This is a genomic window from Aurantivibrio plasticivorans (genome assembly GCF_055392955.1).
Genome location: NZ_AP036020.1, coordinates 1,191,868 through 1,207,399, shown reverse-complemented (window position 1 = coordinate 1,207,399; position 15,532 = coordinate 1,191,868). Strand labels below are relative to the sequence as shown.

At 45.0% G+C, this 15,532-nt stretch carries 9 protein-coding genes; 2 read left to right on the top strand and 7 right to left on the bottom strand.

Features of this window, described 5'->3' with window-relative positions:
* Window positions 1-8: 8 nt before the first annotated feature.
* The 5 genes from ACZ5NB_RS05295 to ACZ5NB_RS05275 all read right to left on the bottom strand — a co-directional run bounded on the left by ACZ5NB_RS05295 (window position 9) and on the right by ACZ5NB_RS05275 (window position 7,749).
* Window positions 9-710 carry a hypothetical protein gene (locus tag ACZ5NB_RS05295; RefSeq protein ID WP_460231966.1) on the bottom strand — a complete coding sequence of 234 codons (702 nt, stop codon included), beginning with the start codon at window positions 708-710 and terminating at the stop codon, window positions 9-11.
* A gap of 692 nt (window positions 711-1,402) precedes the next feature.
* On the bottom strand, window positions 1,403-2,248 hold the full coding sequence (locus ACZ5NB_RS05290) for a helix-turn-helix domain-containing protein (protein ID WP_464107857.1): 846 nt from the start codon (window positions 2,246-2,248) through the stop codon (window positions 1,403-1,405).
* A gap of 154 nt (window positions 2,249-2,402) precedes the next feature.
* Window positions 2,403-4,271: a sensor domain-containing diguanylate cyclase gene (locus ACZ5NB_RS05285; protein WP_460231964.1), complete on the bottom strand. Its 1,869-nt coding sequence runs from the start codon at window positions 4,269-4,271 to the stop codon at window positions 2,403-2,405.
* A gap of 170 nt (window positions 4,272-4,441) precedes the next feature.
* Entirely contained in the window at window positions 4,442-5,914 is a 1,473-nt protein-coding gene (gene glpK, locus ACZ5NB_RS05280) for a glycerol kinase GlpK (RefSeq protein ID WP_460231963.1), read from the bottom strand.
* Window positions 5,915-6,066: 152 nt separating this feature from the next.
* Window positions 6,067-7,749 (bottom strand): FAD-dependent oxidoreductase, encoded by a 1,683-nt coding sequence (locus tag ACZ5NB_RS05275; RefSeq protein WP_460231962.1) that lies wholly within the window; start codon window positions 7,747-7,749, stop codon window positions 6,067-6,069.
* Between the two features lie 469 nt (window positions 7,750-8,218).
* On the opposite strand from ACZ5NB_RS05275, the gene ACZ5NB_RS05270 reads away from it, so the two are divergent.
* Together ACZ5NB_RS05270 and ACZ5NB_RS05265 are read left to right on the top strand one after the other, a co-directional pair.
* A complete protein-coding gene (locus ACZ5NB_RS05270) occupies window positions 8,219-10,390 on the top strand; it encodes a TonB-dependent receptor (protein WP_460237957.1) in 2,172 nt (723 codons plus the stop codon).
* Between the two features lie 33 nt (window positions 10,391-10,423).
* Window positions 10,424-12,169, top strand: a complete 1,746-nt coding sequence (locus tag ACZ5NB_RS05265) for an alpha/beta hydrolase family protein (protein WP_460237959.1) — start codon at window positions 10,424-10,426, stop codon at window positions 12,167-12,169.
* 68 nt (window positions 12,170-12,237) lie between these two features.
* Here the strand turns inward: ACZ5NB_RS05265 and sbcB are convergent, their stop codons facing one another.
* Both sbcB and ACZ5NB_RS05255 read right to left on the bottom strand, forming a co-directional pair.
* Complete coding sequence (sbcB, locus tag ACZ5NB_RS05260; protein WP_464107856.1) at window positions 12,238-13,686, bottom strand: exodeoxyribonuclease I; 1,449 nt, start codon at window positions 13,684-13,686, stop codon at window positions 12,238-12,240.
* A 99-nt stretch (window positions 13,687-13,785) separates the two neighbouring features.
* Window positions 13,786-15,306 carry a fumarate hydratase gene (locus ACZ5NB_RS05255; RefSeq protein WP_460231958.1) on the bottom strand — a complete coding sequence of 507 codons (1,521 nt, stop codon included), beginning with the start codon at window positions 15,304-15,306 and terminating at the stop codon, window positions 13,786-13,788.
* Window positions 15,307-15,532: the final 226 nt, after the last annotated feature.

The following is a 15,532-nucleotide window of genomic DNA, read 5'->3' as shown; positions in this document are numbered from 1 at the left end:
TTGGAAATTTACTTCATCCAACGATTGATGTAGTCACGCATTTCACGACCAAGAGCACCGCCAGTGCCAGAATAAGGCAGAGTATGACCACCAGATACAGTTTCTTGAACATATGTACCAGTGGCTGCACGTCGGCAGTTAGGACCATTTGAGTAAGCGGGCGCTATAGAATCGCTAGAACCAAAGATACAGACCAGATTGGTACTACGAGATAGAGAGTTACTGCTGACACTTGAAGTAAATACGGTATCTGGTTGAAGCGCGATAACGCAATCCGCAGCAGAGCCTAAACGAGCGCCAGCGTTGATAGAACCGCCACCACCTTGTGAGTGACCAGAAGTACAAATGGTATCATTTGCGATACTGCGGTAACGACTACGCGCGGCGTTAACAGAGTCGGCAATTTGACGACCACTACCAGAAGATGAAGTCGTAGCAGCCGCTACAATTACGCACTCTTCAGCAGCCGCTTCTAAAAGACCATCATACTGACTAACAGTGTTAGTTGTACCGTTACCCCAACCTAAAATTGGAAAAGGCCCGTTACCGCTAGGAACAAAGTAGATAGTGCCGCTAGTACGGACTTCACTTACTCGGCAATCACCACCGCCAGAATCACCACCACTCGCGAGAGCGCCAGCAGAAAGTACAAGACCAGAAACGAGAGCTGCGGAAGTAGCAGCTAATTTTAGAGTTTTATTTATATTCATAATAGACCTCTGTTTTTATGATTATTTAGCGTAAATTCTAGGAAAAGACAAAAAACACCAACAAACCTTACTGCAAGTTTTGAATATTTTTTGCAATTCAAACATCTAACTTAAATAGGCCTTTAGAGACCGGCGGCAACGTTAATAATGGCAAATTTATTTCTCAATAAAATACATACGTTTTACCTCAAAGTGAGTCGATCCATATAACTGTTTTCACCAAACAGAATAAAAAAGGCGAACAACAAATCAAAAAACAACAATTAATGCCATATAAAATCAGCACTCTTACCCTGACAACAGCAAAGTCATAATAAAAATACTAGACCTACCACGACAACAAACACTTAGAAACGACACATGAATCTAGAGTTCTATCTTTTCAATACCATTGTCGTTTATCACTCTTAAACAAAAAAAGCCCCGCCCTAGTATTTAGGCGAGGCTCCAAGTCCAAAGTATCGACTCTACGAGTCACTCTATGAAAACGTAACCAAATTGATTTAACCAAATCACAGGTAAAGATAAAGTAAGGCGAAATAAAATAATTCCATGAATCGATACTTTTTGTAATGAGTAAAGATTAAGGAAAAGCCGATTTCAAGACGACGGAAAACTCCCCATCCCGAGCAAAGGGGTACAGAGAGCAGCAGGAATAGTTGTCCGTTATTCGCCTAGGCTAGGCAAATGACCTAAGCCGATGATTCGACACAATCGTGAGGATCAGGGATGGTAATAGATTTATCAATGCGCACATCCAAGAAAGGCGGCTTTAATAGCATAGCAGAAGGGTGAATACCGAAAACCGCCCTGAAGCAAGTGGAAAAGTGTGCCGTGCTTGCGAAACCTGCAGCCATAGCCGCATCCGTAATACTCGCTCCACCACTAGCATAAATAACAGCTGTCATCAGTCGGCAGCCGAGACGATATCGAGTAATAGGTACGCCAATTTGCTCCTTGAAGAGTTTACGCAAGCGAGACTCAGAAACATGCACTGCGTCAGCTAACTCTTTAACACTCCTATTTTCTGTTATGTTGTCCCTAACCAAATGCATGACTTTAATAATTCTGGGGTCATACTGACTCTCACCACTGGGAGCCTCACCTTCAGGCACAAGCATGGTTTTAAAGTAACGCTCTACCTCTTCTGGCGTTAAATTCTGCTCTCTCAACCACAAACAGGTTTCAATTAGCGCATTTTCTTCAGGGTGATTGTAATAAAAATCATTCGTGCTCTTAGTCATCTTCCCTTGCAAATGACTAAATTCATAGCCAAGTGGGTCGAGATAAAAAATGGCAATAACGGCGGTACTGGCATCAACCGTTGCCATATCAATGGTTGCGCCGGCGCGTATGAGAATACTGTGGACAACAACCTCTTCACCATTTTCTTTCTTCTTTATGATCTCGCCTTCTATTACCAACAGTAGTTGGTCAGCAGTTACAGAGTGGGTGGAAAGAGGAACAAAAGTGGTACCAAGAAAAAGTCCGTAGTTCTGCCAGATATAGAGCTTAGGTGTTTTATTATTTGTATTCATAGCACTCTAACTATTTTTTAAGGATTATTATATATCACCCGGATCGGCTGTCAATAATCGAATAGACAGATTAGTACTGTGAATAGATCTACCTAAAAGCTACTAATGCACAACCGTTTCCGCAGGACCACTAGGTAAGCTGCCAGACAAACCGTTAGCTCGCGATTCTTCCTATCTCAACTCGATTTCGCCCCTTTTCCTTGGCCACATAGAGAGCTTGGTCAGCTGCCTTAATCAACCTGTCTGGAGACATCCCTTGGGGCATTGCACGACCTGCGTAACCGACACTCACTGTGAGAGGAATTTTTTCTCCCTCTGATATGAATGCTAAGCCTTCAACAGATTTTCTTACGCGCTCAGCAATATCACGAGCGGCGCTTTCCGGAGTGTCAGGCAATATTGCCGCGAACTCTTCTCCGCCGTAGCGTGCTACAAGATCCGTCGCCCGCGTAACTGTATTTGAGATGGTACTTGCCACCAGCTTTAAACATTTATCTCCCACAAGATGGCCATAGTTATCATTAATTGATTTAAAGTGATCGATATCGATGAGTAACATGGACAGGGGCGACCCGTTTCTACTAGAGCGGCACATTTCGTTTTTGACCATGTAATCAAAGTGCGCCCGATTATAGATTTGCGTTAAGCCATCCAGTCGATTAGCCGCTGCTAGCTCTTCGTTAGCCCTTTCTAAATCGGCTGCCACAGCGGCTAGTTCGAGAGTCCTCTTGCGAACGTTCTCTTCCAGCTCGTTATTTGCTTGTTCTTGCATCTCAATCATTTCAAGTTGACGGCTGAGAGCAAGTTGCTGCGCTGTTTCTTTTTCTTTCCTTTGACTATTGATGCGATCGGCTAACGCCATGGATAGCAGAATTACCTCGAGGGTAAAAGACCCTGGTTGCAGGAAGTCCGTATAAGGCGCATAGGAAATCGCCCCAAACATCACACAGATTACGATGAAGGTGCTGTACCAGACACCCGACCACGAAATGACGAAATACTTGGCCTGCCGGTCTCCTTTGAGCCAAAGATAAATAGAACCAACCAAGCCAGCCAAAATAGTCGCTATGCCTAATGGTGCCGTAGACGCAAAAGACAATCCTCTGAACGGCGTTACGCTCATCACAAGCGCAATCGACCAGCAGACGAGCAAAATATTATTACCATACAGCAGCCAATTTTTGTAATGCCATAACTTGAGAAACCATCGAAAGAAATAGGTTGCAGAAAGGAAAGACCATACCGTAAATAGCACATGACCGCTCTCTTTAAACCATTCGGACTCCCCCCACACATATAGACGGCCATAGCCGCTAACCGCTAGCAGGTAGATGAGTAAGCTCAGCACTACATTGACGTAAAAAAGATAGGTTCTGTCTTGAGTAAAAATAAATAGTGAGCAATTGTATATGCTCATCACAAGCATCATCCCCGCGATAACGCTAAAGAATATCAAAACATTATTAGTATGGATGTGGTATTCCTGCTCCGGCCAAATCATAACAGGGGAGAAAACAAATCGCTGTTTGGGATAGAGTAAATAAATCCACGCACTTTCTCCCGCCTCTAGCTCGAATGCAAACGATACGTTTTTATCCTTTAATTGACTGGCCGCAAGCGGCACATCCAGGCCGGCCTCGATTTTATCCCCAAACTCATCGCCTTCTCGCTTTGCAATAACAACGTGTTCAATAAGAGGCCAACGTAGTTCCGCAATAAAGTCCCCCTTTCTTTGGGAGTAGTTCACCACATTGAAACGCACCCAAATATGCTGATCAACGGCAACGCTGTTTATTGAATTCGACGTGGGAGCCTGCCATTTCTTACCGGCTTGATAGGAAAGAATATTGTCAAATGTTACATCCGCGGATGTATGCATAACCTCTAGATGCTCAACTTGCAAAAGGTCGGCGTGTCGACCATTAGGGAACAGTTCAAGAGGATCAACATCAGCATGCCCAAAGCGGGTAAAAAACAAAATCAAAGCCGCCAGGCACAATTGAAAAACCAATGTCGTTTGCAAAATAATATCCTTATAGAACCTTATTCTCTTAACCTTGCTCTTAGTATAGTTCTGCTCACTTTGACGCGTGAACTATCGCCAAAAGCTTTTGAAATAAATTTTGCCAAGTAACTAACGACCAGCGATAAACATCAACATTGGTTTTAACTGGAAGATTAATAGCGGTCAGCTCATTCCGTTCTGACGCGACGAACCTTATCCAGCCAAAGCTCGTATCGTTCATCACGCTTTAACTTACGCCAGCATGGAGAAAATTGCCTATCACATCGCCATCGCGATGAAATATCCTCCAAGCCATTAAAGACCCCAACTTGCAAGCCAGCCAAATACATAGCGCCCAACGCCGTAGTCTCAATGACGGTTGGCCTATCAACCTTAGCACCAAGAATGTCCGAAAGACGTTGCAACACCCAATTGTTAGCAACCATACCACCGTCAACGCGTAGGTTTGTGGGTCTTACTCCATCTGCCTCCATCGCCCGCTGCAAATCTTTTGTTTGAAAACAGACAGCCTCTAAAGCGGCAGTTATAATTTCGTTTACTCCGGTATCTCTTGCCAAACCAAAGATTGCGCCCCGCGCATTAGGATCCCAATAAGGAGCACCCAGACCGGTGAAAGCAGGAACGAAATATACGCCATGATCATCGTTCACACTTTCCGCTCGGGATTCAGTTTCACTGGCCGAATCAATCAGACCTACACCATCACGCAACCACTGGACAACGGCACCAGCCACAAAAATGCTGCCCTCTAACGCGTAGGTGACCTCTCCATTGATACGGTACCCAACCGTGGTTAATAATTGGTGCGTTGAGCTTAGCGCTTGGGCACCCGTGTTGAGGATTAAGAAGCAACCGGTACCGTAGGTACTCTTTGCCATACCAGACTCAAAACAGGCCTGCCCCACTAGCGCTGCTTGCTGATCTCCTACCATAGATCTAATTGGAATCGACTCGCCAAACAAAGTCGTAACACCAAAATCATCCGCAGAATCACATACCTGAGGTAGAAGTGAACGAGGGATATCGAATAGTTCCAGCAACTCCTCATCCCACGCTTGGTTATGTATGTTAAATAAAGCCGTCCGACTAGCGTTAGTTGCATCAGTCTTGTGTTGCTCGCCGCAAGTCAGTCGCCACAGTAAAAAAGTATCGACTGTTCCAAACGCTAGCTCCCCTCTCTCCGCTCGAGCCCTTGTCCCAGGGATGTTATCGAGTAACCATCTAATTTTACTTGCCGAAAAATAGGGATCTAACAACAGGCCTGTTTTTGCTCTGACAACATCTTCCAAACCCTTTTGTTTTAACGATTGACAATAGCTTGTAGTACGCCTGTCTTGCCACACAATGGCATTGTAAATTGGCTCACCGGTGGCACGATCCCAGAGAATAGTAGTTTCCCGTTGGTTTGTAATACCTATTGCTGCAATCGAATGCCCAGCTTTCATCGCATCGAGTACAACTTCCTCACAACAGCGTCTAGTCGTTTCCCAGATCTCTCGGGGATCGTGCTCCACCCAACCATCTTGCGGATAATACTGTGAGAACTCTTCCTGTGCTATTGCGTAACTATCGCTTTCTGAATCAAATAGAATAGCCCTGGATGAGGTTGTGCCCTGATCGAGAGCAAGTAGGTGTGCCATAGCACCTCCATTGTTATTATTAATATTCGCGATGACTCAAGTCGCATGACAGAATTAGCTCAATATCGATAGACTGACTGCCAAGGTGCTAAAACCTCTTCAAAGATCCATTCTTTTAGCACAGAGCCAGTATGAGAAAGGCTCTATGACCTTCAACAGCCCACCACTTTTTTTGCTATGCGCCGATTAGCTTGTGCTTTCGATTTCGTATCCCGACTCACCAAGCCATGTCTATATTCTTCTAGCTTTGTCGCCCCCTGCTCTCCAAATACCAACGTAGAAATTGACAGCATAGCCGGGTGACTAAGCAAGATGCTTTGGGCTTGCGTTAACTCTATATTTGTTCGCCTGCGGAGCAAATCCTCTAAGTTTTGTATCCTCTCGTATTTTGCCATCAAAACAAACTCGCATTGACTGTAAGGGCAGCCCGGCAAAGGTCTCTGCATCAAGTAGGGGTTTTCGTTCACTGCCTGTAACAACTCGAATGCCCTTTCTCCATAAAGTCTCCACCAACGTGTCGCAATAGACTCAGATGAATCCCTTTCAATTCCATTTAGCCCTGACTTTGAAGCCAAACGATAAAATCGGTCGCGTTCTTCTCTAGGTGGCTCTCCGTACCACTTTTCCATTCCTTCATCGTTCAACAATCCGTGTGCAATACAGATCGTCAGAATCTCTTCACCAACATTAATACAATCCGTTAATTTTCCGCCATAGATACACACGTAGTTTTTTTTATCGCATGAATGTATCTCATGCTTCCTAGATAACTTGAACCAGTCACCGGATTGCTCACTGCCCTGCTTTACGACTAAGGGTCGAACACCACAGCGCTCGGATATAATGTCATCTTTTGTCAGTGGCTGCTCAAGCTGAAGCAACTCATTGGCATTTTTTAAAATAAAATCACGGTCTTCTTCTGACACTCTTACTTCGGGTGACTCAACGATAGTATCAGTTGTGCCAATACAGGTTCTCCCCCCGAAAGGAATCATGAAAAACAAACGCCCATCGCTAGCAAAAAAAGTAAGTATTTTTTCTTCTTCAAGCAAACGAGGAACGATGAGGTGCACACCTTTTGATAGTTTGTGCTTGTACTGTGTTTCCAAACCAAGCACGCTGTTAAATAAATCAACTTGAGGCCCACAAGCATTAATCAACAAGCGAGAGCGAACGGTCACTGTTCGCTTAAGAAGGCTATCGCGAATAGATGTTTCCCAAAGCCCAGCGACTTCATTCTTATTAGACGTCAAAGCCTCTACATAGTTAGCTACCACAGCATTGTTATTTACCGCACTATTAACGAAACCAAATACAAATCTGGCGTCACCATCTGGCAAGTAGCAATCGGAGTATTCAACACCTCCCACCACCTTTCCTGCATCAACAATAGGTTGCTCTTTTACGATATTGCTTTTGAAGAGTAAGCGCGGAAATCGTGTGTAACCAGAACCCATTAACCAGTACAACACACTTCCTAAGTATATGAACCAGGAGGGCCACCGAAATTTTTTTTGTATACTGGTATAAAATCTAACCTCTTTAACCTGAGATGGGAAATTATCAACCAAACGATTACGGCTTTTGCACAGCCGCCTAACAAGTCGATACTCATTCGATTCGAGATACTTAATACCTCCCCAAGCTAAGCCGGATGAATTTGAACTACACTGTGCTCCAAAATCATTACGATCTATCAGCGCCACTTTTAACCCCTGACGCGACAGTGCGGAAGCCGCCACGGCACCATTAACACCTGCACCAACAACCAGCACATCAAAAGTGACGCCACCGAGGGCATCCAACACCTCGTTTCGATTTACATCATTAAACATAGAAAATTACAAGCCGATGAATAAAGTTTTCCATTCTGTACATTTTTTCAATCAAATCAATATCAATTTTCAATTTAGTTTTTAGCAGCCTTTTGCAATTATAAAACCAAATATATTAATTCCATGAATCGCTTATATTTAGTAGAAAAGCCGAAAATCATGGCCACCTTCAGCCACAGCAATAACATATAATTACAAACGTAATGTTTTTTATTGCGCCAGCTTCAATATCATCTATTAATTCTTTTAATTACAACATCTTATAACGCTCCACCTCCCATCCCAACCAATAAGCTTATCCCACCACCTTAATAAAACGTCGATCGCAACACATTGAAAGAGATGAGAAATAGAATTGGCTATTCATATGATTCATTTTTCCATGTATGGTAGCGCCAAAAATAACAATTGAATCATCACCAAGTCACCTCTATGAATAATTTATCTTTCAAATAATAATGGGGGCATCATGAACGCACCAAAAATAGTAGGGACTTTACTGTCCCTTAGCACATTGTTATCTATCAATGTATCAGCAAAGGATAATCAGGAAATTGACGAGGTGATTGTCACCGCCAATAAACGCGAGCAAAGCTTACAAGACGTCGCAGTTGCAGTTAGTGTTATTGGCGGCGAAGCAGTTCAGAACGCGCAGATGGAGAACGGCACAGACATTGCGCGGCTAGCGCCCAATGTAAACGTGTCGTATTTTGGTTTACCAGACCAACCTAAATTCGCATTACGTGGAGCAGCAACGACCGACTTTGCACTAAACACATCATCGGCGACTGGAATTGTTGTAGACGAAGTTAACTTGGCTGCATCTTATTTTGGTGGACCTCTTATGTTTGATGTGGAACGAATCGAAGCTCTACGTGGACCACAAGGAACCCTCTTCGGCAAGAACACAACAGGTGGTGCTATTCACTTTATCACTCGAGTTCCTAGTTTTGATCAAGGAGGCTATATCGCTGGTTCAGCGGGCAATTATGGTTATCAACACATCAATGGCGCGCTCGAAACGCCTCTTATTGAAGATAAGCTCGCTACGCGATTGGCGTTTACTTATTCTAAAAGCGACGGATTTTGGGAGAACAATTATCCTGGCGGCAAGGATCTTGGCAATATCGATAACTATGCGGCGCGCTTATCGTTTGTCTATCAAGGAGACACATGGGATAGCGTTCTGCGCCTATTTTCGTCGAGAAGCACCCCCAAAGCCGCAGGAATTATTTCAGAAGGCTTTCTTCCTGGCGGCGTGAACGTCAATGGTATCAACCCTCGCGAAGGGCATGCCAACTGCGCAGCCGAAAGCTACGATAGTTGGCAAGGCTGTTGGGACCGCTCTGGTGATATCGAAGTCGAAACTGATGGCGCCTACCTAACACTTAATAAAGACTTAGATAATTTCACCTTTACGTCTATCACATCGCTAATCAAAGGCTCCTTCTACAACACCGTCGACGCCGATGGCACTGCGGATGTAGCAAGTTTGTTGCATATCGATTTCTACGCAGAGTCTGATGAAATTCAACAGGAATTTCGTCTAACATCGAATTTCGGAGGCAACTTCGATTTTATTACCGGTGTTTTCTATTTCGATGAGCAGTCCTACGTACCAACGGTAACGCGATTAGGCGGCGGCACCGTCAATATCGCAACCGAATATAATCAACGCCGTGAATCCATTGCTGCGTACTTCAACGGTCGTTATCGGATGACAGATAGTTTGGCATTAAACCTCGGTGCGCGCTGGACGAGAGACAATGGCGATTTCACTGATTTTTCTTCGGTGTTAAACGATACGACTGTCTTTGTTCCTGAAGATCCTGCCAATGATATGGACTATCGAGATTCCGCCCCCACTGGCGAGATAGCGCTTGAGTACACCACGGTGGGCGACTCATTGATCTACGGTAAATTAAGTCGCGGCTATCGAAGCAGTACATTTGATGGATCAGCCTTGACCAGTGCTAACAGCTTAAGCACGGCCGACCCGGAGTACATCAATTCATTTGAATTAGGCTATAAAACTCAACTAGCCGGTAATCGTATTCGACTCAATTCTGCGCTGTTTTTCAGCGATTACAATGATATGCAACTACTCAATGCCACTGGGCCAAACGAGTCAGAGATTATTAACATTGACGCGGAGATGTACGGTTTAGAAGTTGAATTGACAGCGCTAATCAGTGAAAGCTTGCTCTTTACGGCTGGCCTAGGTTACTTACAAGGAGAGTATACCAACGGCATCGCGAACGATTCCGCCGCCGGGTTTGCAGCGGTAGACATCTCAGGAAATGATCTTATTGAAGCACCAGATTTCAATGTCAGCTTGGCTTTCGATTACGATATACCAGTAGGCAACGATCTGATCGAATTCCACATTGATACCAACTATGTTGATGATCAGTTCTTCGATGTATTTAATAATGATTATGTAGCAACCGATAGCTACTTGCAGACAAATGCTCGTATTAGTTGGACACTTCAGTCTAGTTTTAGCCTCGCACTTTGGGGTAAAAACCTAACAGAAAACGACGAATACGTTGGACGCATCCGTACTACCAGCTTAGCATCCACATTTGGTGTCGCACCTCAACCAAGGCGGTTTGGTATCGAAGCGCGATACGAGTTTTAGTCTTTTATTACCCATGCGAGAAACACACGCACAATGCGAAAAGAAGCCATACACAAACAGCTAAAACTAATGATCTTAGCGTTCGCACTAATATTTATTGGTAGCGGAATCGCCGCCTATGTACAAACTAGTGGCGGCGCCGTTAAAGTTTCAGATATTCGGATTGAAGCAAAAGATGGCAGTCAATTAAGTGCCCTACTTTACAAACCGAAATCAGCTAGCGACGCGAATCCTGCTCCGGGAGTACTGGCTACACACGGGTATATCAATTCACGCGAAACCCAAAGCGGTTTCGCAATTGAATTGTCCAAGCGAGGGTACGTCGTTTTAGCCATTGACCAACGCGGTCATGGTTATAGCGACGCACCTACGTTTGCTAACGGATTCGGTGCACCTACCGGATTAACCTATCTACGTAGTTTACCTTTTGTCGATAAAACACGTATTGGCTTAGAAGGCCATTCAATGGGAGGCTGGGCGAGCAGAGCCGCCACTTTAATGCTACCCAATGACTATCGGAGTATTGTTTTGGTCGGCTCAAGCACAGCGAAATTGCCCTTCGGTGATTTTCGTGGTTCACCAACGGACCCCAAAAATATTGCTATCGTGTTTAGTACATACGATGAGTTCGCCCCCTTAATGTGGCGAACACTGCCGCAAGACATGGCAAAATCTGAAGACCTTAAAACACTCTTCGGCACAGAGGAAACCGTCGAAACTGAAAAACTCTACGGCGACATAAGCCAAGGTACCGCACGAAAGCTCTACCAACCTGCGACCACTCACCCTGGGGATCATATTTCGCCAGAGGCAATCTTGAATGCGGTCGAATGGCTAGACCTCACCTTAGATAACGCCAGTGGTATTGCTCCTGATAGCCATACATTTTTATGGAAAGAGATAGGCACCCTCATTGCATTTATCGGCATTGTGCTATTGCTGTTTCCAGTCACAAAGATTTTGCTAAATACATCGCTATTTCGCACATCACTGATAAAGCATGCGGAAGCTTTTCAACCACAAAAATTGTGGCCGCTTCATGCCACGCTAGCTACATTAATTCCTGTGGCGACCTATTTTCTCTTTTACAACATTGGCACGGTGATTTTCCCTGGAAGTCCTACTTGGCCGCAAAACATCACCAACGGCATCGCTATCTGGGCCTTGGGTAATGGGTTAATCACGATTATTTTAGGCGCCCTCACGTGGTTTACCGCTAAAATTTCTGGCTCCGCGTTTACCTACTTTGGCCTTTCAATGAAGCCTTTGGAAATTTTGAAAACATTAATCTTGTCGATTATCGTAGTAGGCCTACTAATCATACTATCGCATATCATCCAGAGTATTTTCTTGGTCGACTTCCGATATTGGGTTGTTGCGTTAAAGCCACCATCATTAGCACAACTCAAAATGATTTTTGTTTATTGGCCGGTGTTTGCAATTTTCTTTTTGCTGTTATCTGCCAACTTCGCAGGGTTACTTCGCAACAATGACAATAACCTCATGAAAGCGTGTGGAATCAATAGCATCATTTGTGCACTGGGTTTTCCTGGGTTGCTCGTCATCCAATACACTTCACTCTTTGCAACCGGCGCATTATTAATAAATGAAGCACTGATGACTATTGTCGCATTGCAGTTTGTACCACTATTGCTAATCGTCGCGTGTATCACCACCGCGTGTTATCAATGGACAGGCAGAGCTTACTTAGGTGGGTTTGTGAGTAGCTTGTTTATTACTTGGTATATAGTTGCTGGCCAGGCCACGCACGTCGCCTAAACTCCATAGGCTCTATTCAAAAAACCTGACTAAAGACTCGATTAAATAGTCCTGCTCTTACGGGCTCTTTAATCGAGCTTAACACCAAGCACCTCGCAACGCTCGTGAACGAATGCTTTCAATTGCTCTAGCACGGGCTTTCTTTCTTCTGCGCAGTCCGCATCACCCAATAGTTCATCAATTTGCTGTAATACTTCGCTAGCCGTCATCGCCGTATCACTATCGGAAGATTGAAACTTTTCAGCGCAATAGTCCTGCCATTGTTTAGCTTCCTCCTCCGTAAGCGAGGATGGGAAATTACGTGCCTTGTAGCGAAACAGCAACTCGGGCATACGCTTGTCATAAAAGCTATAAGTCGTGTTTGCGAGTGTTTTTGCATCTGCTTGACGTACTTCATTCAATGTTGCTTTGTCTTGATCATTCAAGAAGTCTTGATAGAGGCGCTGCTCCGGATCAGTAGGCTCTGCAAATTCGGTCATTGAGAATACATCGTGTAACTTCTTGGTGATGTCGTATTGACGTAACAACTGCCAGTGTTGATCACATTGTTGTTTATCAATAGATAGCCGCTCTTCTGCTTTAGCATCCACCATTTTAGGCGTTACTAGCATTGGTGATTTATTGAAGTGAACAACCTTTAATGGAACACGTTCAGCGCCCTCTTCCAAATCTTCGCGCTTGGCAAACAATCGCTTAGCAATTTCTTCGGCTGATAGGTCTAGCAACATCTGTGGATCAGCCGACAAGTCAAACACAATGACACCATTTTGATTAACCGGGTGTTTTGCCAGCGGCATTACCAACGCTGCGCAACCTTGCGTTGCGGGATATTTTGAAGAGATATGAAGCAGCGGTTTAAAACTGTGCAAATCAATCAATTTCGCCACTTCGCGCTTTGAACGCATACGGTAAGCATAATCAAATAGATTTGGCTGCTTATCCTTAATTAGCTTCGCCAGTGCAATCGTCGCGTATACATCCGATAAGGCATCGTGCGCAGACTCGTGGGCTAGTCCGTTTGCGGCACTCAGCAATTCCAATTTAAAACTTGGCGCACCGGTTTCTTCATTAATCGGCCACTCGATACCTTCAGGGCGTAGTGCATAGGTTAGGCGCACCATGTCGATAATATCCCAACGCGAGTTTCCGTTACGCCACTCACGCTCGTAGGGATCATAAAAATTTCTAAACAAACCGTTGCGCGTCACTTCATCGTCAAAACGAATGGAGTTGTAGCCGACACCACAGGTACCCGGTTGTGATAATTCGCGGTGAATTGCTGCCATAAATTGATAATCGGGCAAGCCTTCCGCCAATGCTTTTTGGGGCGTAATGCCTGTCACCAAACAGGCCATGGGTTTCGGCAAACAATCTTCCGGTGGCTGACAATAGATACATAAAGGCTCACCAACGACGTTAAGCGCTTCATCGGTTCGCACCCCTGCAAACTGGGAAGGTTTATCCTGGTTCGGAACTTCGCCCCAAGTTTCGTAGTCGTGCCAATAGAGTGTTCCCACAAAGTGTCCCCGTTATTTTTATCTTTACTCGATAATAGAAACAAAAAAAGGCAAAACACTCAATGTTTTGCCTTTTAAAATCCTACATCAAATTATCGATTATTTAACTTCAATCGCGTGTTCTTCAATTTTGGCTTTCCAAATTTTCGGACCTGTTTGATGTACGGATTCGCCATTGGTATCCACTGCAACAGTCACCGGCATATCTTTAACTTCAAACTCGTAAATGGCTTCCATTCCCAACTCTGGGAAGCCTAGCACTTTGGCAGATTTAATCGCTTGCGATACTAAGTACGCCGCGCCGCCTACAGCCATTAGGTAAACCGATTTGTTATCACGGATGGCTTCGATAGCCGTTGGGCCACGCTCTGCTTTACCAATCATGCCAAGTAAGCCAGTTTTTTCTAGCATGGTGCGGGTAAATTTATCCATACGGGTCGCGGTTGTTGGACCTGCTGGGCCAACCACTTCATCGCGTACTGGATCTACCGGGCCAACGTAATAAATAAAGCGGCCTGTCATATCAACCGGAAGCTCTTCACCTTTCTCGATGAGATCAACCATCTTTTTATGCGCGGCATCACGACCGGTTAACATTTTGCCAGATAGCAAAACGGTATCACCTGGCTGCCACTCGAGAATATCCTCTTTGGTAACAGTATCAAGGTTGACGCGGCGAACTGAATCACCCACCTCCCAACTGACTTCTGGCCACTCGTCGATGCTGGGTGGCGTTTGCAACGCGGCACCTGAACCATCTAGTGTGAAGTGCGCATGACGCGTTGCAGCACAGTTTGGAATTAGCGCGACGGGTTTGTTTGCAGCATGCGTTGGGTAATCAGCAACTTTGATATCGAGCACTGTCGTTAAACCGCCAAGGCCTTGTGCACCGATACCCAAATTATTTACTTTTTCAAATAATTCTAAACGCAATTCTTCTGCATGATTATTGGGGCCGCGCTTAATCAAGTCTTGAATATCGACTGGCTCAAGCAACGCTTCTTTCGCTAATATCATGGCCTTTTCTGCGGTGCCACCAATACCTAACCCCAGCATGCCCGGCGGGCACCAACCAGCTCCCATTTCAGGCACCACTTTTAACACCCAATCAACAATCGAATCGGATGGATTGAGCATGGCGAATTTACTTTTCGCTTCACTTCCGCCGCCTTTCGCTGCGACATGTACTTCTACTTTGTTACCGGGAACGAGTTCGTAGTGAATGATGGCTGGCGTGTTATCGCCAGTGTTTTTACGCGCACCATCAGGATCTGCCAAAATAGACGCTCGTAGTACATTATCTGGGTTGTTATAGGCGCGGCGGACGCCTTCGTTAACCATATCAGTCACGCTCATTTTAGCGTCCCACTGAATCTCCATGCCGACTTTCAGGAACACGGTGACGATTCCAGTGTCTTGGCAAATTGGACGGTGTCCCATCGCACACAAGCGTGAGTTGATGAGGATTTGCGCCATCGCATCTTTTGCCGCTGGATTAGCTTCGCGCTCGTAAGCCTCATTCATCGCCTGAATGAAATCAGTCGGATGGTAATAGGAGATGAATTGCAGGGCATCTGCCACGCTATCGATCAGGTCGTCTTGTTTGATTACGGTCGCCATGAAAATTAACTCTATTGTCTGTTTACTGAAAGGGCCAATCGTTAAGGAGCCTTAAATTTAGGAGGGATATTTTACACAAGCTTGCGTGGAATAGCTCTAGACATACCCTTAATTTCCGCTGCGACTACCTCTCAAATCTTGAAATCAGCGCGTTAGCCGCTCGAAGAGCGAGTAGCGGGATAGGTCGATGCAAGAACTTGCGTTTTCATCATTCTGTCATACACTT

Excerpts from the sequence above, each read along its gene's own strand:
- ACZ5NB_RS05295 (WP_460231966.1), bottom strand. The coding sequence starts at position 710 with ATGAATATAAATAAAACTCTAAAATTAGCTGCTACTTCCGCAGCTCTC.
- ACZ5NB_RS05290 (WP_464107857.1), bottom strand. The coding sequence starts at position 2,248 with ATGAATACAAATAATAAAACACCTAAGCTCTATATCTGGCAGAACTAC.
- glpK (WP_460231963.1), bottom strand. The coding sequence starts at position 5,914 with ATGGCACACCTACTTGCTCTCGATCAGGGCACAACCTCATCCAGGGCT.
- ACZ5NB_RS05275 (WP_460231962.1), bottom strand. The coding sequence starts at position 7,749 with ATGTTTAATGATGTAAATCGAAACGAGGTGTTGGATGCCCTCGGTGGC.
- ACZ5NB_RS05270 (WP_460237957.1), top strand. The coding sequence starts at position 8,219 with ATGAACGCACCAAAAATAGTAGGGACTTTACTGTCCCTTAGCACATTG.
- ACZ5NB_RS05265 (WP_460237959.1), top strand. The coding sequence starts at position 10,424 with ATGCGAAAAGAAGCCATACACAAACAGCTAAAACTAATGATCTTAGCG.
- ACZ5NB_RS05255 (WP_460231958.1), bottom strand. The coding sequence starts at position 15,306 with ATGGCGACCGTAATCAAACAAGACGACCTGATCGATAGCGTGGCAGAT.